The organism is Crossiella cryophila, from assembly GCF_014204915.1.
In the GTDB taxonomy this organism is placed as follows: Bacteria; Actinomycetota; Actinomycetes; order Mycobacteriales; family Pseudonocardiaceae; genus Crossiella; species Crossiella cryophila.
The window spans coordinates 3,416,727-3,436,534 of the sequence record NZ_JACHMH010000001.1; the positions used below are offsets into that span (position 1 = coordinate 3,416,727).

Consider the following 19,808-nt stretch of genomic DNA (forward strand, 5'->3'; position numbering starts at 1 on the left):
GGGGACTCCTTCGCATCGGCTACGACGTCAGGTGTTCGTCCTTCACCTGACATCGGTTCGGATGCCCGCTGGATCCACCGCATCGCGGTTTGTCACTCGAACTGGGGAAGTCCGATACCCGGTCGGGGTGGCAGCACGTCCACCACCTCGACGATCACCTCCGGCGCGGCCGCGTCGAGCGAACCGGCCAGCCGGGACCGCAGGGTCTGCCGCAGTCGCAGCGCGGTGAGGTCGGCGGCCACGCCGTAGCGCACCGAGATGGCCACCGTGATCGCCGCGCCGTCGCCGGTCAGCCCGCGCAGGTGCACCCCCGGCAGCTCGTGCACCGCGTCCACCGCGAACTGGCGGGCCAGGGTCAGCACCGCGCGGGCGGAGACGGTGAGCCGCCCGTCGCCCTGGTCGAGTTCGGCGTCGGCGGCGGAGAAGGTGCCGCGCAGTCCGCGCACCCCGGCCAGCATCCGCGCGGCCAGCCCGTCCGGCACCGGCACCGGCGCCTGGGCGGCGGCCCGGACCGCGCCCCAGCGGCCGTCCAGCGCGCCGAGTTCGGCCTGGCAGTGCGGGCAGTCCCTGGCGTGCGTGGCCAGTTCGGTGTCGGCGGGTTCCAGTTCGCCGTCGACGACCAGCGCGAGGAGGTCGCCGCGCAGACGGCCGCACGGCAGGACCGCGTCAGCTCCGGTCATCGCAGTTCCTCCAACTTGGCGAGCAAGGCCACCCTGGCCCGGTAGAGGCGCGAGCGCAATGTCGGCACCGGCACGTCCAGGACTTCGGCGACCTCCTCGTAACTGAGTTCCTCCAGCTCACGCAGCACCAGCGGCACCCGCTGGCTGGGTTCCAGGGTGGCGATGGCGCGCAGCACCAGGTCGGTCTGCTCGTTGCGCAGCGCGGCCCGCTCCGGATCGGCGGCCACATCGGTCATCACCGGCTCGGCGGTGCCATCCAGCGGTACGGTCGGCTGGCGTCTGCGCAGGTGGGCCAGGGCGGTGTTGGTGACGACCCGGAACAGCCAGGTGGTCGGCGCGGCCTCGCCACGGAACTTGGCCAGCCCCCGCCAGGCCGAGACCCAGGCGTCCTGCACCACGTCCTCGGCCTCGGCCGGATCGCCGACGATGCGCAACGCGATCCGGTACATCCGGGTGGTGTGCCGCCGGACCAGATCGTCGAAGGCGGCGTCGTCGCCACGGGCCGCCGCGGCCAGCAGTTCGGTGTCTGCCCTGGTCACGGTAGGTCCCGCAGGTAGCGCAGGAACAATGCGTGCTCCTCGTGCAGCACCGAGACCAGCCGTAGCGGCAGTGGCCGGTCCGGGTGCGCCCCGTGCGCGATCCGGGCCGCGTCGCCCGCGGCCAGCAGCGGCGAGACGGTCAGGCACAGCTCGTCCACCAGGTCCGCGGCGATCATCGAGCCGAACAACGTCGGCCCACCCTCGCAGTCCACCCGCCGCATCCCGCGTTCGTCCAGCTCGGCGAGCACCCGCGCCAGATCCACCTCGTCCTCGCCGGTGAGCACCACCTCGGCCCCAGCCCCGGCCACCGCCCGGCGCCGGGCCGCCGGCGCGCTCGCGCAGGTGAACACCAGCGGCGGCACCCGGGTGTCGGTGAGCAACGGCGAGTCCGGCTCCAGCGCGCAACTGGCGGTGACCAGCGCGATCGGCGGCGTCGGCGACAGTCCGTGCCGGGCCCGCCGCGCCTGCCGCTCCGGCCCCGGTTTGGCTCCCGCGTAGCCCTCGATCAGCGCGGTGCGCAGCCCGACCAGGATGACATCGGCCAGATCCCTGGACAGCAGGAAGATCTCCTTGTCCAGCTCGGTGCCCAGCCCGCGCGACCGCCCGTCCACGGTCACCGCACCGTCCACACTGGACACGAAGTTGACCCGGACCCAGGGCCGCGCCAGGTCCTCGGGGTAGGCGTAACGCGCTTCCAGCCCGCGCGCGTCCGCGGGGGTCGCGACGGCGGGGGAGTCCGAGGGCCAGAGCCAATCCACGGGTCTATCTGAGCACGCGGCGTGGTGGGGGCGCTCGGTGGGAGGTGGGAAGGGTTCGTCACCGCGGGCGACGGCGTTCGGATCAATGGGCTGAGCCTTCTCGCCGAATCGGGCGGAAAATTGCCAATGTCACCCGGACTAGAAGTATTTGTAGTGGCAAAATTCCGGACTCGTTGTTTCTGGTGGATTTGACCGTATTTATTGGCATGCGCAAGTGTGGGTAACATTGGGTGTGGCAACGGGGGAATCGGAAAACCAGGTGGACCAGTACATCGCCGAACTGATCCGGCACAATTTCGGTGGTGACCCGATCCATCCCGGTTCCAGCGCGCCCATCGTGCTGCCGAACCGGGAGGAGCTGACGGTCCGGCTGGTCACCCAGCACTCGCTGGACCGGCTGCGGGACGCCGAGTCCGATCGGGCGCTGTTCGACTCGATGATGTGGTGCCTGCTCGGCGGAATCGTCGGGTTCTTCACCAATGTCATCACCGGTGGGCAGCCGGTGTCACTGTCCGGCGTCATTTTTGTGGTGATGCTCGGATTGGTGACCGCCGGAGTGGTGGTGATGCGGATCCGGCTCGGCAAAAGACTGAAGAACGCACGCAAGGGGGTGGGCGGTGATCAGTGACTCGGCACTGCGCTCGACCGGATACGCGCTGCTGGCGGCCGAACCTGGCGAAGTCTCCGACGAGGCCGCCCGGAATCGGGTCGAGCGCGCACTGGGTGAACTGGCCGAACCGATAGTGGTCTTCGCCGGGATCGGCCGGTGGCGGGAGATCGGCGTGCGGACCGATCGGGCGCCGGAACGTTCCGAGGGCGTCGGCGCCTCCCCGCTGCACCTGGACTTCGTCAACGCGCACAACCCGCCAGACCTGGTCGGGCTCTGCTGCCACCGGCCGGACCCTCGGGGCGGCGGCGTGACCGTGCTCGCCCCGGCCGCGGCCGCCGAGAATCTCTCCGCCAGGGACCGGCGGCTGCTGCGGCGCCGGGAGTTCCGGGACGGGCGGGTGGAGAACCTGATCAATATCGGGCTGGACGTGAATCCGTTCGCGGTGCTCGACCACGACCCGCACTGGCCGTTCCGCTACACCCACCACCTCCGGCACCCGGAGCCCGAGGTGCAGACGGCGCTGGACCACCTGGCCGCCGAACTGGCCGCGTGCCGGATCCTGCTGCCGCTGCGCGCCGGGCAGGCCGTGCTGATCGACCAGCACCGCTGGGTGCACGGCAAGACACCGCTCGGGCCGGGCCAGCGGGAGCTACGCCCGGACCGCCGCAGGCTGCTGGGCCAGATCTTCGGCCGTGGCCACGACAACCCCTACCGAGAAAGAGCGACATGAGCGATCTCAGCCCGCAGGACCGTCGGGACATCGAGTTGCTGTGGGAGTTCCACCTGCTCGACTCCGGCGAGGTCACCGCCGACCTGCTGCTGGTCCTGGGCAGCCACGACCTCCGGGTCGCCGAGCACGCCGCCGGGCTGTACCTGGACCGCGCCGCGCCGCTGGCGGTGGTCACCGGCGGGGCGGGCAAGGTCACCGGCGGGCAGTGGCAGGAGACCGAGGCGGTGCGGTACGCGCGGACGATGCGGGCGCGGGGGGTGCCGGCCGACCGGGTCCTGCTCGAGGAGAACTCGACGAACACCGGCGACAACTTCGACTACTCGCGGAAGCTGGTGGCCGAGCACGGGCTCAGCCCGGCAAGCGGCATCATCGTGTGCAAGCCGTACATGGCCCGCAGGGCGCTGGCCACCGCGGCGGTGCGCTGGCCCGAGCTGCACTGGTCGGCCCGGCCGCCGCTGGGGACGGCCTGGGCGTATCCGAGCGCGGAGACCCCGTTGGACCGCATGATCAACCTCATGGTCGGGGACCTGCAACGACTCCGGCTGTACGCGGTGCGGGGCTTCCAGTCGCCGGTGGAGATCCCGGAACCGGTGTGGCAGGCCTACGAACGGCTGGCGGCAGGCGGGTTCGACCAGTTCGTCATCCGCGACTAGCCGTGCTGGACGACCTGTCGCCGGTGCCGTTGCTGGTGAGCCGTCAGGTCACCGAGCGGATCGCCGCGAGCGCCCAGGTGGCCGAGTTGTTCTTCGCCACCGAGAACCGCCGGGTGCGCGAGTTCTACCGCCGCACCGGAGATCCGGCGCTGTGCCTGCGGTTCGGCGAGAGCGTCACCGGCTACGCCGCCGGGCTGCCCGTGCGCGGCTGCGCCGGGGTAGGGGTGCTGCACCTGTTCCTCGCCGAGATGGCGCTGGCGATCGGCTCCGGCGCGGCGGATGTGTGCCGGGCCGAAGGGCATCTGGGCCGGGCGCGCAGGCAATTCGAGGCGTGCGCCCTGCCCGCGGTGGTGGCGAGCGGGCTGATCAACTGGCACTGGCTGATGTCGGTGTGCGCCAAGGCCCGTGGCGATCTGAGCGGATACACCGAGTTGCTCGGGCAGGCCAGGCGGGACCGGTCGATCGCGCGGCTGGCCGAGCCGGCCGACTACATCCCGGTGATCCGGCAGCAGGTGATGCTGTCGCAGGACCACCGCCTGCACCTGCAACTGCTCGCCGGTGCGGCGGACTACCGCATGGAGCGGCCGCTGGACTACTTCCGCACGGTCAAGCGCGTGCTGGAGTTCCTCACCAACACCGGGCACGTCACGGCCGCGGGTGAGCTGGCAGGCGAGTTCGTGCGCGCCTTCGCCGCGGTGCGCCCGGCCAGCACGCTGATCTCCCGGATCTCCTTCCTGAAGAACCTCGCCCAGTTGCGGTGCCTGCACGGGGATGTGCCGGCCGCCCGGCGGCTGATCCGGCTGGCCACCCAGGCGGCCGAGGGCGCTGGGCTGGCCGGGCAGCGCAGGCAGTTGGGCGCGCTGGCGGTGGCGGTGGAACAGGCGGACGTGCGCGGGGCGCTGCTCACCTTCCGGGTCTGAGCCAGGTCACGATGTGACAAGGACCACCGGTGACCGGTCCGGGCACCGTGTTTTGCTCGTATCCAGGGTGAGAGGTTTCGACACTGACGTCGGGGGCGGTGCCCGTGGATGAGACCAGGCGGACGAAGCGATCGGACTCGTTGTTGCCGGCGGCCGGGGTGCTGCTGGCCTGTTGTGTGGCCGGGGCGGTGGGGTTGAGTCCCGCGTTCGGGCTGCTCGTGGCGGTGGCGGTGGCCCTGGGTGGGCTGGTGGTCGGTGGGGTCGCGCTGGCCCTGCTGGACCGGGTGGCGGTGCGGCGGCCGGTGCCGACCGGGGTGGCCGCGGCGTTGCTGGGCCTGCTGGTGGCGGCCTTGGCCGGGCAGTTGTTGTTGTGGGCTGCCTTGCATTGAGGGCCGGGGCTTTCCGGTTACGCTGCCGGAATGTCGAGCGCGCGCCTGGTCGATCGTCGTCCGGAGATCGACCCGGCTGACCTGGTCGCGGCCATGGTCCCGCCGCCCCGGTTCGACGCGGTGCGGTTCGAGACCTACCTGCCCAACCCGGAGGAGCCCAGCCAGGCCGCCGCGGTCGAGGCCGGGCAGGCATTCTGCGGCCGGGTGCTCGTGGGGCCGCCGCGCAAGTCCTGGATCGGTGGGCTCTTCGGTGGCAAGCCGGCCGTGGTGGCCAAGCCGGGGCTGTACCTGGACGGCGGGTTCGGGGTGGGCAAGACGCACCTGCTCGCCTCGGTGTGGCACGCGGTGCCGGGGCCCAAGGCCTACGGCACCTTCGTCGAACTCACCCACCTGGTGGGCGCGCTCGGGTTCGCCGGGGCGGTGCGCAGCCTGTCCGGGCACCGGCTGCTGGCCATCGACGAGTTCGAGCTGGACGATCCCGGCGACACCACCATGGTCACCCGGCTGCTCCAGGAGCTGACCAGCGCCGGGGTGTTCGTGACGGCCACCTCCAACACGTTGCCGGACAAGCTCGGCGAGGGCCGCTTCGCCGCCGAGGAGTTCCTGCGCGAGATCCAGGCCATGTCGGCCAAGTTCACCGTGGTGCGGGTGGACGGCCCGGACTACCGGCACCGCGGCCTGCCGCCCGCGCCGGATCCGGTCGCCCCGAGCGAACTCGACGCGCTGGCCGCGGCCCGGCCGGGGTCCACTGTGGACGATTTCGGTGATCTCTGCGCGCACCTGGCCACGCTGCACCCGTCCCGCTACGGGCGGCTGCTGGACGGGGTCAGCGCGGTGCACCTGCGCGGGCTGCACGCGGTGCCGGACCAGGACGTGGCGCTGCGGGTGGTGGTGCTGGCCGACCGGATGTACGACCGGGCGATCCCGGTGGTGGTGTCAGGGCAGCCGCTCTCCGAGCTGTTCACCGCGGAGATGCTGCGTGGCGGTTACCGCAAGAAGTACCTGCGCGCGGTGTCCCGGCTGGTCGCCCTTTCGCGCGATTCCGCGGCCGCGGACCGGTAAAGGGTTCGCCACGGGGTGCCGCACTCCGGCACCATCGGCGACGTGGGTTATCTGGAGGCCGGCGGCCTGTCCTGTGTGCTCCCGGACGGGCGCGAGTTGTTCGCCGAGGTGTCGGTGAAGGTCAGCGCCGGGCAGGTGGTCGCGCTGGTGGGCGCCAACGGCGCGGGCAAGACCACCCTGTTGCGCATCCTCAGCGGTGAGCTGAAGCCGGTGGACGGCAGTGTGTCGCACCAGGGCGGGCTGGCGGTGATGCCGCAGTTCGTCGGGTCGGTGCGCGATGACCGCACGGTCCGGGACCTGCTGCTGGCGGTCGCGCCGGAGCCGATCAAGGCCGCCGCGGCCGAACTCGACGACGTCGAGCTGAAGCTGATGGACACCGACGACGAACCCACCCAGATGCGCTACGCCGCCGCGCTGGTCGCCTGGGGCGAGGCCGGTGGCTACGAGGCCGAGGTGCTGTGGGACACCGTCACGGTGGCCGCGCTGGGCGTGCCGTTCGACCGGGCGCGCTTCCGCGGCGTGAAGACCCTCTCCGGCGGTGAGCAGAAACGCCTGGTGCTGGAGGTGCTGCTGCGCGGCCGGGAACAGGTGCTGCTGCTCGACGAGCCGGACAACTACCTGGACGTGCCCGGCAAGCGCTGGCTGGAACAGCGACTGTCCACTTCGGACAAGGCGATCCTGTTGGTGAGCCACGATCGGGAGCTGCTGGCCGAGGCGGCCACGCACGTGGTCACCGTGGAGGGGCATTCGGCCTGGACGCACAGCGGCAGCTTCCGCACCTGGCACGCCGCCCGCGAGCACCGCTGGGACCGGATCGCCGAACTGCACCGCCGCTGGGAGGAGAAGCACCAGCAGCTCAAGGACCTGGTCCGGATGTTGCAGCAGAAGGCCGAGTACAACGACGGCATGTCCTCCCAGTACCACGCGGCCCAGACCAGGCTGCGCAAGTTCGAGGAGGCAGGCCCGCCGCCGGAGCTGCCGCGCAACGAGACGCTCACCCCGCGGCTGCGCGGCGGCCGCACCGGCCTGCGCGCGATCACCTGTACCGGCCTGGAGCTGACCGGGCTGATGCAGCCCTTCGACACCGAGATCTTCTTCGGCGACCGGGTGGCGGTGCTGGGCTCCAACGGCTCCGGCAAGAGCCATTTCCTGCGGCTGCTCAACGAGGATCCCTCGGTCGTCCACAGTGGAGTGTGCAAGCTCGGCGCCAGGGTGCGGCCGGGATTGTTCGCGCAGACCCATGACCACCCGGAGTGGCTGGGCCGCACCCTGGTCGAGCTGTTGTGGACCGGTGAGGACGAGCGGGCCGGGCTGGACCGGGGCAAGGCCATGTCGGCGTTGCGCCGCTACGGCCTGCACACCAGCGGCGACCAGCGCTTCGAGACCCTCTCCGGCGGCCAGCAGGCCCGCTTCCAGATCCTGCTGCTGGAACTGTCCGGCGCCACCCTGCTGCTGCTGGACGAGCCGACCGACAACCTCGACCTGACCTCGGCCGAGGCGTTGCAGGAAGCCCTGGAACAGTTCTACGGCACCGTGGTCACGGTCACCCACGACCGCTGGTTCGCGGCCAGCTTCGACCGGTTCCTGATCTTCCGCGCGGACGGCGAGGTGGCCGAGTCGGACACGCCGGTGTGGGACGAGACCAGGGTGCGGCGGGCTCGCTGACCCTGGTCCCGTCCGCTCAGTCCCGGTCCTCGATCTCGGCGGCCAGCTCACCGCGCTGGACCGCGGCGGTGAGCGCGGCGTGGTCGGCCTCGGTGGCGTCGGCGTAGCGGACCGCGTACCGGGTCACCGCCTCGTCGAGTTCCTCGTCCTCACCGCAGTAGCCCGCGATCAGCCGGGGATCGGCGGAGCGGCAGTGCGCGCGGGCCAGCAGCGCGCCAGCCAGCCTGCCGTAGTCGTCGAGGTGGTCCTTGCGCAGCGCGGTCGGGTCGATGTCGCCCTTCATGTTGCGGAACTGGCGCACGATGTAGTGCCGCCCGTCCACCGTGGTCCAGCCGAGCAGGATGTCCGTCTCGGCCTGCACCAGCCTGGCCCCCTCGACCACCCGCTTGCCGTCGTGCTCGTGCGCGGGCAGGTCCAGGTACTTGCTCAGGCAGGACGGGTTGGCCTGCTTGACCTGGAGCACCAGCGCGTCGTCCTCGTTGCCGTGCAACAGGACCAGGTAGTTGCGCAGGCCCACGCTGCCGGTGCCGACCACCCGGAAGGCCACGTCGGCCACGCTGTAGCGGCGGATCAGGTTGCGCCGGGTCTCGCGCAGCGTGCTCACGTAGGAGTCCAGGCTGGCCGCGACGGCCGCCGCGGTGGGTTCGCTGACGTGCCGGAGCACCGGCAGCTCCTCCACGAACCGCCAGTGGTCCCGTTCGACCTGCCTGGTCCACTTGGCCGCGACCTTGCGGCTGGTGTTCTTGCGGGCCTTCTTGGACGCCTTCTCGAAGTCGTCCAGCAGCTCGTCCGCCTTGACCTTGCTGATGGTGGAGGCGTCCGCGAGGGCGTTCCAGGACTCCAGGAACGGCAGTTCGGCCAGCCGGTTCATGGTCTTGCGGTAGGCGCGCACCGCGTCCTCGGCGGCCTTGGCGCAGCCGTCCTCGTCGACCCCGCCCTCCCGGCCGGCCAGCACCAGGCTGACCGCCAGCCGCTTGAGGTCCCACTCCCACGGGCCGGGCGCGGTCTCGTCGAAGTCGTTGATGTCCATGACGATCCGGCCCTCGTTGGTGCCGAACAGCCCGAAGTTGGCCGCGTGCGCGTCCCCGCAGATCTGCGCGGTGATCCCGCTGGCCGGGGTGGCGGCCAGGTCGGCGGCCATCAGTTCGGCCGCGCCGCGGAAGAAGGCGAACGGCGAGGCCAGCATCCGCCCCACCCGCAGCGGCACCAGCTCCTGGAGCCGGGGCGCGTTGCTGGCCTGCACGAACTCCACCGCCCCCGGCCGGTCCGCGCCCAGCGCGGCGTGGTCGTGCAGTTTCGGTCTTACCGCCTCGCGCAGCGCACGACCGCGCGCGAAGACCTCACTCGGCTTGACCCAGGCGTGCGACACCGCGTTCTCTCCCCTATCCACCCCGCCATCATCCCCCTAACGTGTGAAAGATGCCGCCGCGGACCGCCCTGCGCCTGCGCCGGGCCCACCTGGAGCGGGAATGGGCCCGCTGCGTGGCCGACCGCGCACCCGGCGCGGCCACCGCGGTCGCCCCCGAGGTCACCCAGTCCTGGGCCAGGGCACTGCCCGCGGTGAGCCCGGCCCGCGACAGCGCACCCAGCGCGGATGCCCGCTGGCAGGACTCGCCGCTGCGGGAACCGGTGCTGGCCTGCGCGGCCGAACTGCGTGGCATCGCCGAGGACGCCGGGTACGTGGCCGCGGTGGCCGATGCCCAGGGCACCATCCTGTGGACCTTCGGCGGCCGGGTGATGCGTGGCCGGGCGGAACGGGTCAACTTCGCCGTCGGCGGCCGCTGGTCGGAGGCCGCGATGGGCACCAACGCGCTCTCCCTCGCCCTGGACCACGACCGCCCGGCGAGCTGTTTCTCGGCCGAACACCTGGTCCAGGCCCTGCACGGCTGGGTCTGCTACTCGGCCCCGGTGCACGCGCCCAACGGCAAGGTGCTCGGCGTGCTCGACCTCTCCACCACCTGGGACCGCTCGCACCCGCTGGCCATGCCCACGGTCCGCGGCCTGGTCAGCGCGCTGGAGGGCAGGCTGGCCGAGTCGCCGCTGGACCTGGCGCCCGCGGGCTGGTCACTGCACTGCCTCGGCCGCGGCGAACTGCTCGACGGCGGTGCGCCGGTGCCGTTGCGCCCGCGTCAGCTGGAGATCCTCACCCTGCTGACCCTGCACCCCGACGGCCGCACCCCTGAGCTGCTCCAGGAGGCCCTCTACGCCGACCGACCGGTGCAGCGCGGCACGCTCAAGGCCGAGGTCAGCCACCTGCGCCGGGCCTTGCGCGGCGGTCTCACCACCCGCAGCTACCACCTGAGCACGCCGGTCCGCTCCGATGCCCGCGCGGTGCTGGACGCGTTGTCCGCCCGCGATCTGGGCACCGCGCTGGCGCACTACCGAGGTCCGCTGCTGCCGGAGTCGGAGAGCCCTGGCATCCGGGAGTGGCGGGAGGTCATCGAGGTGGCGTTGCGGGAGGCGGTTCTCCAGTCACCGCAACCTGATCATGTGCTGGCGTACCTGTCCCGGCATCCGTACGACATCCAGGTCCACCAGCACGCGCTGGCCCGGCTGGACCCGGCCGATGCCCGGCGAGGGGTGGTGCTGGCCCGGCTGCGGAAGCTGCTGCCGGGCTGACCCCCCACCACCCCTGGCCGGATCAGCTCAGACGCAGGCGCCCAGCGCGCTCAGCGAGTCGTTCGGCGAGAGCTGGTGCGCGTCCAGGAAGTAGGACGGGTGGTCGTGCCTGCCGGAGACCGAGCCGTTCTGCGGGTTGAAGTGCTCGTACCAGCAGATGTCCCGGCCGGTCTTGTTGGACAGCGAGGACGCCCGGTCGTTGTACTGGCGCCACGGACCGTTGAGGTAGTTGAGCCCGCCTGCCCCGCCGGTCCACATCGGCTTGCCCTGGAAGTGGGAGTTGTCCCAGATACAGAGGCTGCCGTTCGGGCAGTCGGCGAGCGCGGCGGAGGCGGGCGTCGCCCCGGCCAGTCCGATGGTGGCGGCGGTGGCGAACGCGGCGAGCGCGGCCCCGGCGAGACGTGCCTTGGACATGATGGTGCCCCTCTCAACTGTTACAGCATGTCGCAATTGTTGTGCGGGGTGATTGTGCGGCACCGCCGCCGGGTTCGGTAGCCCCAATGCCGGGCTGTGACCCGGTTCTCAGCGCGGTGACTGGGCCAACCGGGCCGGACGCCAACCTCACGCCAACCCGCACCGGACACCGTGGCCCGGACCACACCGGCGCAGGAAGGGAAGTCCGATGACGTACGCCCAGCCGGGAACCGAGGGCAGCATCGTCCGGTTCGCCACCCGCTACGACAACTTCATCGGCGGCAAATGGGTGCCCCCGGTGGAGGGCCGCTACTTCGACAACCCCAGTCCGGTCACCGGGCAGACCTTCTGCGAGGTGGCCCGCTCCGGCGCGGCCGACATCGAACTGGCCCTGGACGCCGCGCACGCCGCCGCCGATGCCTGGGGCGCGACCTCGGTGACCGAGCGCTCGCTCGTGCTCAACCGGATCGCGGACCGGATCGAGGAGAACCTGGAACGCCTCGCGGTCGCCGAGACCTGGGAGAACGGCAAACCCATCCGCGAATGCCTGGCCTCGGACATCCCACTGGCGGTGGACCACTTCCGCTACTTCGCCGGGGTGATCCGGGCCCAGGAGGGCAGTATCGGGGTGCTGGACGCGGACACCGTGGCCTACCACTTCCAGGAACCCCTCGGCGTGATCGGGCAGATCATCCCGTGGAACTTCCCGATCCTGATGGCCACCTGGAAACTCGCGCCCGCGCTGGCCGCCGGGAACTGCGTGGTGATCAAACCCGCCGAACAGACCCCGGCCAGCCTGCTGCTGCTGATGGAGCTGATCGCCGACCTGCTGCCGCCCGGCGTGGTCAACGTGGTCAACGGCTTCGGCATCGAGGCCGGGAAACCGCTGGCCACCAGTCCCCGGGTGGCGAAGGTGGCCTTCACCGGCGAGACCACCACCGGGCGGCTGATCATGCAGTACGCCAGCGAGAACATCATCCCGGTCACCCTTGAGCTGGGTGGCAAGAGCCCCAACATCTTCCGCGCCGACGTGGCCGCGGCCGACGACGACTTCCTGGACAAGGCGGTCGAGGGCTTCGTGATGTTCGCGCTCAACCAGGGCGAGGTGTGCACCTGCCCGTCCAGGGCGCTGATCCACTCCTCGATCTACGAGGAGTTCATGGCCCGCTGCGTCGCCCGCACCGAGGCCATCACCGGCGGCGATCCGCTCGACCCCGACACCATGATCGGCGCGCAGGCCAGCAACGACCAGTACGAGAAGATCCTGTCCTACATCGAGATCGGCAAGCAGGAGGGCGCCCAGCTGCTCACCGGCGGCGGCACCCGCGTCGTCGAGGGCTACCCGGACGGCTACTACGTCGAACCCACGATCTTCCGTGGTACCAACGACATGCGGGTGTTCCAGGAGGAGATCTTCGGCCCGGTGGTCTCGGTGACCACCTTCGACTCCGACGAGGAAGCCTTGAAGCTGGCCAACGACACGCTGTACGGGCTGGGCGCGGGCGTGTGGACCCGCGATGGCGCGCAGGCGTACCGGTTCGGCCGGGAGATCAAGGCCGGGCGGGTCTGGACCAACTGCTACCACGCCTACCCGGCGCACGCGGCCTTCGGCGGGTACAAGAAGTCCGGCATCGGCCGGGAGAACCACCTGCGCATGCTGGAGCACTACCAGCAGACCAAGAACCTGCTCGTCAGCTACTCGCCGAAGAAGCTCGGATTCTTCTGATGGCGCAACGGGTCGAGCTGACCCCGGCCGCCGCGGAGCTGCTCCGGACGCTGCGCGCGCGGCACGGGCCGCTGATGTTCCACCAGTCCGGCGGCTGCTGCGACGGCAGTGCGCCGATGTGCTACCCCCGGGGCGAGTTCCGGGTGGGCGCGGCCGATCTGCTGCTCGGACTGGTGGACGGGGACACGCCGTTCTGGATCAGCCGGGACCAGTACGCCTACTGGTCGCACACCCACCTGACCGTGGACGTGGTCCCCGGCCGCGGCAGCGGGTTCTCCCTGGAGGCGCCGGAGGGCGTGCGGTTCCTGCTGCGCTCGCGGCTGCTCACCGAGGAGGAGGTGGTCGACCTGGCCCGCAACCCACCGCGCTCCGGCGCCGACCTCAACCCCTAGACCCCGGCCTGGCCCGGCCCACGGCGCGGATCGGGCCAGGTCGGGCCTGTTCAGGACGCGTGCTCGCCAACACAGTCACTCGACATTGTCGACTGACAAAGTCGATCGGTACAGTAGGAGGCAACGCAGGCCGTCACCCACCCCGGAGAGGCAGGACGATGACCAGCACCAGCCGCCAGGACGTGCTCGAACCGATCCCGGAGCGCCCGGCCTTGCCGCTGATCGGGCATGCCCTGCGGATCCCCAGCGGCGCCGACGGGCTGCTGTACGCGATCCGCGAGGCCAAGGAGATGGGGCCGATCTTCCGGTTCCGGGTGTTCGGCCAGGAGTTCACCTTCGTCTCCGGCCTGGACCTGGTCACCGAGCTGGCCGACGAGTCCCGGTTCCGCAAGAACGTGCACGCCGATCTGGTGCAGGTGCGGGAGATCGCAGGGGACGGGCTGTTCACCGCGTTCAACGACGAGCCGAACTGGCGCAAGGCGCACGAGGTGCTGATGCCCGCCTTCTCCCTCGGCGCGATGCGCGGCTACCACCCGGCCATGCTCACCGTGGCCAGGGAGCTGATCACCAAGTGGGACAAGGCTTCCGGTGACCTGCCGGTGGACGTGGCCGAGGACATGACCCGGCTGACCTTCGACACCATCGGGCTGTGCGGCTTCGGCTACGACTTCGGGTCCTTCCGGCGCGCGGACACCCATCCGTTCGTGGTGGCCATGGGCCGTGCGCTGGAACGGGTCCAGCAGCGCAGCGAGTCCATCCCGGGCACCGAGTTCCTGCAGTGGCGCAAGGAGGAGCAGTTCCGCGCGGACAACACGCTGATGCGCGAACTCGTCGGCGAGGTGATCCGGGACCGCCGCGCCTCCGGGGACACCGGCACCGGCGACCTGCTCGGGCGGATGCTGCACACCCCCGACCCGGCGACCGGGGCGGTGCTCGACGACGACAACATCCTGTACCAGGCACTGACCTTCCTCATCGCCGGGCACGAGACCACCAGCGGCGCGCTGTCCTTCGCCCTGCACTACCTGACCAAGCACCCGGAGGTGCTGGCCAAGGCACAGTCCGAAGTGGACGCATTGTGGGGCGACACGGATCGCCCGGAACCGGCCTACGGCGACATCGGCAAGCTGACCTACCTGCGCCAGGTGCTCAACGAGAGCCTGCGCCTGTGGCCGACCGCCCCCGCCTTCGCGGTGGAACCCTTGGCGGACACGGTGATCGGCGGTCGCTACCAGGTGCGCGCCGGGGAGACGCTGATGGTGCTGACGCCCGCACTGCACCGGGATCCGGCCTGGGGGGACAACGTCGAGCTGTTCGACCCGGAGCGGTTCGCGCCCGAGCGGGAACCGCATCGCCCGGTGCACCTGTTCAAACCGTTCGGCACCGGCGAGCGGGCCTGCATCGGCAGGCAGTTCGCGCTGCACGAGGCGACCCTGGTGCTGGGCCTGATCGTGCACCGCTACCGGCTGATCGACCACGCCGACTACCAGCTCAAGATCAAGTCCACCCTGACCATCAAGCCGGACGGGTTCACCCTGCGCCTGGCCCGCCGGGACCGCGCCGAACGCCGCCTGCCCGTCGCCACCGAGACCGGCACTCCGGCGGCGCGGGTCACCCGCCGGGCGGCCGGGACCGCGCTGACCGTGCTGCACGGCTCCAACCTGGGCACCTGCGCCGGGATCGCCCGTGACCTGGCCGCCGAGGGCGACGGACACGGGTTCGCGCCCTCGGTCGCCGCCCTCGACGACGCCGTGGGCACGCTGCGGCCCGGTGCGGATCCGGTGGTCATCGTGGCCGCCTCCTACAACGGCCGCCCCACCGACGACGCGGCGAAGTTCCTGTCCTGGCTGGAAAATCTCGAACCGGGCGCGCTGGACGGCCTGCGGTACGCGGTGCTCGGCGTCGGCGACCGCAACTGGGCCGCCACCTACCAGCGCATCCCCACGCTGATCGACGAACGACTGGCGGCCGCGGGCGCCGTGCCGGTGCTGCCGCGCGGGATCGCGGACGCCGCCGGTGATTTCGCGGGCACGGTGGACCGCTGGACCGCCGAACTGTGGGCGGCGCTGCTCGGCGCTGAGCCGGCGGTGCCCGCGGAAGACGGTGCGGAGCAAGGGATGTACCGGCTGGAGGACGCGCCCGAGTCGGTCACCGGCGTGCTCACCGCCCGGCACGGCGTGCTGCCGATGCGGGTCCTGGAAACCCGGGATCTGGTCGACCTGACCCACCCGCTCGGCCGCGCCAAGCGCTACCTCCGGCTGCGGCTGCCCGAGGGCGTCGGCTACCGCACCGGTGATCACCTCGCGGTGCTCCCACGCAACCCGGAACCCTTGGTACAGCGGGTCGCCGACCGGTTCGACCTCGACCTGGACCGCACGGTGCGACTGCGGTCCCGCGGTCGGCAGGCCCTGCCGGTCGACCGGCCGCTGACCTTGCGGCTGCTGCTGACCGAGTTCGTGGAAATCCAGGCCGCCGCGACCCCGGCGCAGGTCGCCGTGCTGGCCGCGCACACCGGCTGCCCGCCCGAACGCGCCGCGCTGGTGGGCTTCGAGGACTACCCGGCCGGGCACAGCGTGCTGGATCTGTTGGAGCGCAACGAATCCTGCGCGCTGACCTTCGAGCGGTTCCTGGAGTTGCTGCCGGTGCTGCGACCCCGGCACTACTCGATCTCCTCCGCTGCCAGGGCTTTGCCCGGCGAGGTGGAGCTGTTGGTGTCCCGGCTCGCTGGTCCGCATCGTGCTGGCCAGGGTGAGTTCCAGGGGATCGCGTCGAACCAGCTACAGGCCGTGGAGGCTGGCGACATCCTGCACTGCCGGGTGCTGCCCTGCGCCGAGGCTTTCCGTTTGCCGCCAGGGGATTCCGAGCCGGTGATCGTGGTCAGCGCGGGCACCGGACTGGCCCCGTTCCGCGGTGCCGTGCTGGACCGCGTGCACACCGGGTCGACCGGGAAGCTGTTGTGCTACTTCGGTTGTGACCACCCGGAGGTGGACTACCTGCACCGGGCCGAACTCGAAGCCGCGGAGCGGGCTGGCGCGGTCAGCCTGCGCCCGACCTTCATGCACGCGCCCGAACACGGGAACCGGTTCGTCCAGGACCGGATCAGGCGGGAGAGCGCGGAGGTCTGGGCGGTGCTCCAGGCGGGCGGGCGGGTCTACGTCTGCGGCGACGGCCAACGCCTGGCCCCCGCGGTGCGGGCGGCGTTCCAGGCCGTGCACCGCGAACACACCGGGGCGGACGAGCAGGCCGCGGCGGACTGGCTGGCCGGGCTGGTCGCGGCTGGCCGGTACGTCGAGGACGTCTACGCGGGCTGAGCCGGGTCCAGGCGCCCGTCGGCCAGGGCGAGCAGGGCGGCGACCAGGTTCCGCAGCCCGGCCTGCTCGCTCGCCTCGTCCGGCAGTGCCACGTGTTGCGCCACCAGGCCCTCGAACCCGGCCAGGTAGAACCGGGCCAGCAGGGCGGGGGACTGGGCGAGGGTGCGGCCGGTCCGCTGCGCGGCTTCGCCGATGAGGTCCGCGGTCACCTCGACGATCTCGCCGTAGTGGCTGCGCGGGGCGTCGCTGAGCGCCGGGGTCCGCACCGCGTACAGCAGCAGTTCGGTGAGCAGCTGGTAGTGGTTGGGCTGCTCGCGCACGGTCCGCCACTGGGCGGCGGCCAGCGCGCCGAGCGTCTGCTCGAACGTGCCGTCCGCCGGCACCGCCTGCCGGACCCGCTCGATCAGGTCCAGGGTGACCTGTTCCAGCACCGCCCGGTACAGGCCTTCCTTGGTGCCGAAGGTGTAGTGCACGGTCGCCTGGGCCACGCCGAGTTCGGTGGCGATGGCCCTGGTGCTGCCCGCCGCGATGCCCTCCCGGCCCATCAGGTCGATGGCCGCCCTGACCAGCTGCGGACGGCGTTCGGAAGCCGGGACGTGAGCCACGCGCGGACTATAACCGACTCAGTCGGGCGGTGAGGTTGCCCGACTGAGTCGGCTGACCGTGTCCTGGCCTCAGCGGCCGACGACCTCGGCGAGGGCGTCGATGCCCAGGTCCAGCTCGTCCTTGGTGATCACCAGCGGCGGGGCCATCCGCAGCGTGTTGTCGTGCGTTTCCTTGCACAGCACGCCACGCGCGGCCAGTGCGGTGGACGCCTCACGCCCGGTCGGGCCGCCCGGCGCGATCTCCACCCCGGCCCACAGGCCACGCCCGCTGACCTTGGCGATGCCGCGGCCGACGAGTTCGCCCAGGCGGGTGTGCAGGTGCGCGCCCAGTTCGGTCGAGCGCTGCTGGAACTCGCCGGTGGCCAGCAGGCCGACCACCGCGCGACCCACCGCGCAGGCCAGGGGATTGCCGCCGAAGGTGGAGCCGTGCTGGCCGGGCTGCAGCACGCCGAGCACGGCGCGGCGGCCGACCACCGCGGAGACCGGCATGATGCCGCCGCCGAGGGCCTTGCCGAGGGTGTACAGGTCCGCGCGCACGCCCTCGTGGTCCAGCGCGAGCAGGCGGCCGGTGCGGGCCAGCCCGGACTGGATCTCGTCGGCGATCATCAGCACATCGCGCTCGTCGCAGAGCCGCCGGACCTCGGCCAGGTAGCCGGGGCCGGGCACGACCACGCCGGCCTCGCCCTGGATCGGCTCGACCAGCACCGCGGCGGTGTGCTCGGTGATCGCCGCCGCCAGTGCCGCGGCGTCGCCGTAGGGCACCACCACGAAGCCGGGGGTGTACGGGCCGAAGTCGGCGCGGGCGTCCTCGTCGGTGGAGAAGGAGATGATCGTGGTGGTGCGGCCGTGGAAGTTCGAGCCCGCGACCACGATCTGGGCCTGGCCCTGCGGCACGCCCTTGACCCGGTAGGCCCACTTGCGGGCGACCTTGATCGCGGACTCCACCGCCTCCGCGCCGGAGTTCATGGTCAGCACCATCTCGGTGCCGGTCAGCTCGGCCAGCTCGCGGCAGAACAGGCCGAACTGGTCGTGGTGGAAGGCCCGGCTGGTCAGGGTGAGCCGGTTGAGCTGCTCGGTGGCCGCGGCGACCAGCGCCGGGTGCCGGTGGCCGAAGTTCAGGGCCGAGTAGCCGGCCAGGAAGTCCAGGTAGCGGCGGCCGGACACATCGGTCACCCAGGCGCCCTCGGCCTCGGCGATCACCACCGGGAGCGGGTGGTAGTTGTGCGTGCTCCATGCCTCGTCCAGCGCGATGTACTCGGCGGAGGAGCGCGGCGCGCCGGTCGTGGTGGGGTGCTCGGCAATGGCGGTCATGACCGTAAGGCTAAGCCTCCGATTGCGGAGATTTCATCCGCCAGGCATTGCGTACGCCAGTGATCTGTTGCGCAATCGTCAGATTGGGTGGCGATTTGTTTCATCGGGGTAAAAACCTCGAACCGACCGGGTGAGTTGCGCCAGGCGCAATCTTCGTTGCGCCCTCTTCCCAAACCGCAGTGGTCCAGTCCACTGTGAGCGCGGTGAGCACGACGACGACAGGAGCGGTGACATGGCAGATGTTGGGCGTCGCACTTTCCTCGGCGCACTCGGTGCGGCCGTCGTCGGCGGTGGTCTGATGAGCGCCGCGGGCACCTCCTCGGCCGCGCCGACCGGCGGCAGCGGCTACGCCCCGGCCGGGCGGGTCTACCTCGGCACCTACACCGACGCGGCCAGCGGCGGCAAGGGCATCGGCCTGGCCAAGGCGGGCGCCGGCGGCGCGCTGGCCGTCGAGTCCACTGTGGCCAATGAGAGTCCGTCCTACATCGCGGTGGCTCCCGGTGGCCGCACGGTGTACGCGGTCAACGAGCTGGAGAAGGGCACCGTCAGCGCGTTCGCGGTGGCGGACAACGGATCCCTGCGTTCCCTCGGCGCCCGTTCCAGCGGCGGCGCGCACCCCTGCCACCTGACCGTGCACCCCAGCGGCAAGTACGTGCTGACCGCCAACTACACCTCGGGCACCGTCGGGGTGTTACCGATCCGGGCAGGCGGCGCGCTGGGCAACCCGACCCACATCGTGCAGCACCCCGGCAAGCCGCACGCGCACCAGGTGGTGGTCAGCCCGGACGGAAAGTACGTGCTGGCAACGGATCTGGGCACCTCCTCGGTCTACACCTACACCCTGGACCTCAACTCCGGCCGCCTCACCCTGCGCTCCACACTGGCCCTGGCCAAGGGCGCCGGTTCACGCAACCTGGTCTTCCACCCCGGCGGCCGCAGCGTCTACATCCTCAACGAGCTGGACTCCACACTCGTTGTGGCGGCTTATGATCCGGCCACCGGCAAGCTCACCGCGGGCCAGCGGATCTCCACCCTGCCGCCGGGCACCACCACGCCGAACTTCCCCGGTGGCATCACCATCTCCCCGGACGGCCGGTTCGTCTACGGGGCCAACCGAGGGCACAACAGCGTGGCGGTCTTCGCCACCAGCGAGGGCGGCCGCAAGGTCACCCTGGCCGGCACGCCGGGCAGTGGCGGGAACTGGCCGCGGCACCTGGAGATCACCCCGGACGGCCGCACGCTCTACAGCTCCAACCAACGCGGCAACGTGATCGGAATCTTCGGTGTCGACCCGGTGAACGGGCTGCTGAAGCCCAGCGGTGAGCTGCGCACTCCTACTCCGGTGTGCGTGGTTGTAGCTTAAAACGCCTGGCCAGAACACCCGCTCACGGCGGTACCGCGCATGTTACTGGCCGGTTAATTTG

The 19,808-nt window shown here is 71.2% G+C and carries 19 protein-coding genes; 12 read left to right on the forward strand and 7 right to left on the reverse strand.

Annotated features, from left to right (window positions below; translation table 11 throughout):
• Positions 1 to 92 precede the first annotated feature (92 nt).
• The 3 genes from HNR67_RS15865 to HNR67_RS15875 are packed head-to-tail and all read right to left on the reverse strand — an operon-like array spanning position 93 to position 1,977.
• Positions 93 to 680, reverse strand: a complete 588-nt coding sequence (locus HNR67_RS15865) for an anti-sigma factor family protein (RefSeq protein ID WP_185002902.1) — start codon at positions 678 to 680, stop codon at positions 93 to 95.
• Positions 677 to 1,219, reverse strand: a complete 543-nt coding sequence (locus HNR67_RS15870; protein WP_312987351.1) for a sigma-70 family RNA polymerase sigma factor — start codon at positions 1,217 to 1,219, stop codon at positions 677 to 679. The genes HNR67_RS15865 and HNR67_RS15870 overlap by 4 nt, the downstream gene beginning before the upstream one ends.
• Entirely contained in the window at positions 1,216 to 1,977 is a 762-nt protein-coding gene (locus HNR67_RS15875) for a pyrimidine reductase family protein (RefSeq protein WP_185002903.1), read from the reverse strand. Before HNR67_RS15875 ends, HNR67_RS15870 begins: the two co-directional genes overlap by 4 nt.
• A gap of 259 nt (positions 1,978 to 2,236) precedes the next feature.
• Here HNR67_RS15875 and HNR67_RS15880 point away from each other — a divergent pair, with 259 nt between their 5' ends.
• The 7 genes from HNR67_RS15880 (at position 2,237) to HNR67_RS15910 (ending at position 8,006) form a co-directional block, all read left to right on the forward strand.
• The gene (locus HNR67_RS15880; protein ID WP_185002905.1) at positions 2,237 to 2,605 is read left to right on the forward strand and encodes a hypothetical protein; all 369 of its coding nucleotides are present in this window, start codon (positions 2,237 to 2,239) and stop codon (positions 2,603 to 2,605) included.
• Entirely contained in the window at positions 2,595 to 3,317 is a 723-nt protein-coding gene (locus tag HNR67_RS44420; protein WP_185002907.1) for a TauD/TfdA family dioxygenase, read from the forward strand. Before HNR67_RS15880 ends, HNR67_RS44420 begins: the two co-directional genes overlap by 11 nt.
• Positions 3,314 to 3,970, forward strand: a complete 657-nt coding sequence (locus HNR67_RS15890) for a YdcF family protein (RefSeq protein WP_185002909.1) — start codon at positions 3,314 to 3,316, stop codon at positions 3,968 to 3,970. Before HNR67_RS44420 ends, HNR67_RS15890 begins: the two co-directional genes overlap by 4 nt.
• A gap of 2 nt (positions 3,971 to 3,972) precedes the next feature.
• Positions 3,973 to 4,890: a hypothetical protein gene (locus tag HNR67_RS15895; RefSeq protein ID WP_185002911.1), complete on the forward strand. Its 918-nt coding sequence runs from the start codon at positions 3,973 to 3,975 to the stop codon at positions 4,888 to 4,890.
• A gap of 104 nt (positions 4,891 to 4,994) precedes the next feature.
• Positions 4,995 to 5,279 carry a hypothetical protein gene (locus tag HNR67_RS15900; RefSeq protein WP_185002913.1) on the forward strand — a complete coding sequence of 95 codons (285 nt, stop codon included), beginning with the start codon at positions 4,995 to 4,997 and terminating at the stop codon, positions 5,277 to 5,279.
• Positions 5,280 to 5,309: 30 nt separating this feature from the next.
• Positions 5,310 to 6,341: a cell division protein ZapE gene (gene zapE, locus HNR67_RS15905; RefSeq protein WP_185002914.1), complete on the forward strand. Its 1,032-nt coding sequence runs from the start codon at positions 5,310 to 5,312 to the stop codon at positions 6,339 to 6,341.
• Positions 6,342 to 6,383: 42 nt separating this feature from the next.
• On the forward strand, positions 6,384 to 8,006 hold the full coding sequence (locus HNR67_RS15910; RefSeq protein WP_185002916.1) for an ABC-F family ATP-binding cassette domain-containing protein: 1,623 nt from the start codon (positions 6,384 to 6,386) through the stop codon (positions 8,004 to 8,006).
• Positions 8,007 to 8,022: 16 nt separating this feature from the next.
• Here the strand turns inward: HNR67_RS15910 and HNR67_RS15915 are convergent, their stop codons facing one another.
• Positions 8,023 to 9,396, reverse strand: a complete 1,374-nt coding sequence (locus HNR67_RS15915; RefSeq protein ID WP_185002917.1) for a DUF2252 domain-containing protein — start codon at positions 9,394 to 9,396, stop codon at positions 8,023 to 8,025.
• A 29-nt stretch (positions 9,397 to 9,425) separates the two neighbouring features.
• Here HNR67_RS15915 and HNR67_RS15920 point away from each other — a divergent pair, with 29 nt between their 5' ends.
• The gene (locus HNR67_RS15920; protein ID WP_185002919.1) at positions 9,426 to 10,625 is read left to right on the forward strand and encodes a helix-turn-helix domain-containing protein; all 1,200 of its coding nucleotides are present in this window, start codon (positions 9,426 to 9,428) and stop codon (positions 10,623 to 10,625) included.
• Positions 10,626 to 10,652: 27 nt separating this feature from the next.
• On the opposite strand, the gene HNR67_RS15925 is transcribed toward HNR67_RS15920, so the two are convergent.
• A complete protein-coding gene (locus HNR67_RS15925; protein ID WP_185002920.1) occupies positions 10,653 to 11,039 on the reverse strand; it encodes a peptidase inhibitor family I36 protein in 387 nt (128 codons plus the stop codon).
• A gap of 208 nt (positions 11,040 to 11,247) precedes the next feature.
• On the opposite strand from HNR67_RS15925, the gene exaC reads away from it, so the two are divergent.
• The 3 genes from exaC (at position 11,248) to HNR67_RS15940 (ending at position 16,468) form a co-directional block, all read left to right on the forward strand.
• The gene (gene exaC, locus HNR67_RS15930) at positions 11,248 to 12,765 is read left to right on the forward strand and encodes an acetaldehyde dehydrogenase ExaC (RefSeq protein WP_185002922.1); all 1,518 of its coding nucleotides are present in this window, start codon (positions 11,248 to 11,250) and stop codon (positions 12,763 to 12,765) included.
• Positions 12,765 to 13,157: a DUF779 domain-containing protein gene (locus HNR67_RS15935; protein ID WP_185002923.1), complete on the forward strand. Its 393-nt coding sequence runs from the start codon at positions 12,765 to 12,767 to the stop codon at positions 13,155 to 13,157. Before exaC ends, HNR67_RS15935 begins: the two co-directional genes overlap by 1 nt.
• 158 nt (positions 13,158 to 13,315) lie before the next feature.
• A complete protein-coding gene (locus tag HNR67_RS15940; RefSeq protein WP_185002925.1) occupies positions 13,316 to 16,468 on the forward strand; it encodes a bifunctional cytochrome P450/NADPH--P450 reductase in 3,153 nt (1,050 codons plus the stop codon).
• Here the strand turns inward: HNR67_RS15940 and HNR67_RS15945 are convergent.
• Positions 16,456 to 17,073 carry a TetR/AcrR family transcriptional regulator gene (locus HNR67_RS15945; RefSeq protein ID WP_185002927.1) on the reverse strand — a complete coding sequence of 206 codons (618 nt, stop codon included), beginning with the start codon at positions 17,071 to 17,073 and terminating at the stop codon, positions 16,456 to 16,458. The two genes, HNR67_RS15940 and HNR67_RS15945, sit on opposite strands and share 13 nt — an antisense overlap.
• 69 nt (positions 17,074 to 17,142) lie before the next feature.
• Positions 17,143 to 18,384 carry an ornithine--oxo-acid transaminase gene (rocD, locus tag HNR67_RS15950; RefSeq protein WP_185002929.1) on the reverse strand — a complete coding sequence of 414 codons (1,242 nt, stop codon included), beginning with the start codon at positions 18,382 to 18,384 and terminating at the stop codon, positions 17,143 to 17,145.
• Between the two features lie 232 nt (positions 18,385 to 18,616).
• Here rocD and HNR67_RS15955 point away from each other — a divergent pair, with 232 nt between their 5' ends.
• Positions 18,617 to 19,747: a lactonase family protein gene (locus tag HNR67_RS15955; protein ID WP_185002931.1), complete on the forward strand. Its 1,131-nt coding sequence runs from the start codon at positions 18,617 to 18,619 to the stop codon at positions 19,745 to 19,747.
• The last annotated feature ends 61 nt before the right edge of the window (positions 19,748 to 19,808 follow it).

What these genes read in the sequence shown, in the direction of transcription:
- HNR67_RS15865 (WP_185002902.1), bottom strand. Translation starts at nt 680, where the DNA reads ATGACCGGAGCTGACGCGGTCCTGCCGTGCGGCCGTCTGCGCGGCGAC.
- HNR67_RS15890 (WP_185002909.1), top strand. Translation starts at nt 3,314, where the DNA reads ATGAGCGATCTCAGCCCGCAGGACCGTCGGGACATCGAGTTGCTGTGG.
- zapE (WP_185002914.1), top strand. Translation starts at nt 5,310, where the DNA reads ATGTCGAGCGCGCGCCTGGTCGATCGTCGTCCGGAGATCGACCCGGCT.
- HNR67_RS15920 (WP_185002919.1), top strand. Translation starts at nt 9,426, where the DNA reads ATGCCGCCGCGGACCGCCCTGCGCCTGCGCCGGGCCCACCTGGAGCGG.
- HNR67_RS15925 (WP_185002920.1), bottom strand. Translation starts at nt 11,039, where the DNA reads ATGTCCAAGGCACGTCTCGCCGGGGCCGCGCTCGCCGCGTTCGCCACC.
- exaC (WP_185002922.1), top strand. Translation starts at nt 11,248, where the DNA reads ATGACGTACGCCCAGCCGGGAACCGAGGGCAGCATCGTCCGGTTCGCC.
- HNR67_RS15935 (WP_185002923.1), top strand. Translation starts at nt 12,765, where the DNA reads ATGGCGCAACGGGTCGAGCTGACCCCGGCCGCCGCGGAGCTGCTCCGG.
- HNR67_RS15940 (WP_185002925.1), top strand. Translation starts at nt 13,316, where the DNA reads ATGACCAGCACCAGCCGCCAGGACGTGCTCGAACCGATCCCGGAGCGC.
- rocD (WP_185002929.1), bottom strand. Translation starts at nt 18,384, where the DNA reads ATGACCGCCATTGCCGAGCACCCCACCACGACCGGCGCGCCGCGCTCC.
- HNR67_RS15955 (WP_185002931.1), top strand. Translation starts at nt 18,617, where the DNA reads ATGGCAGATGTTGGGCGTCGCACTTTCCTCGGCGCACTCGGTGCGGCC.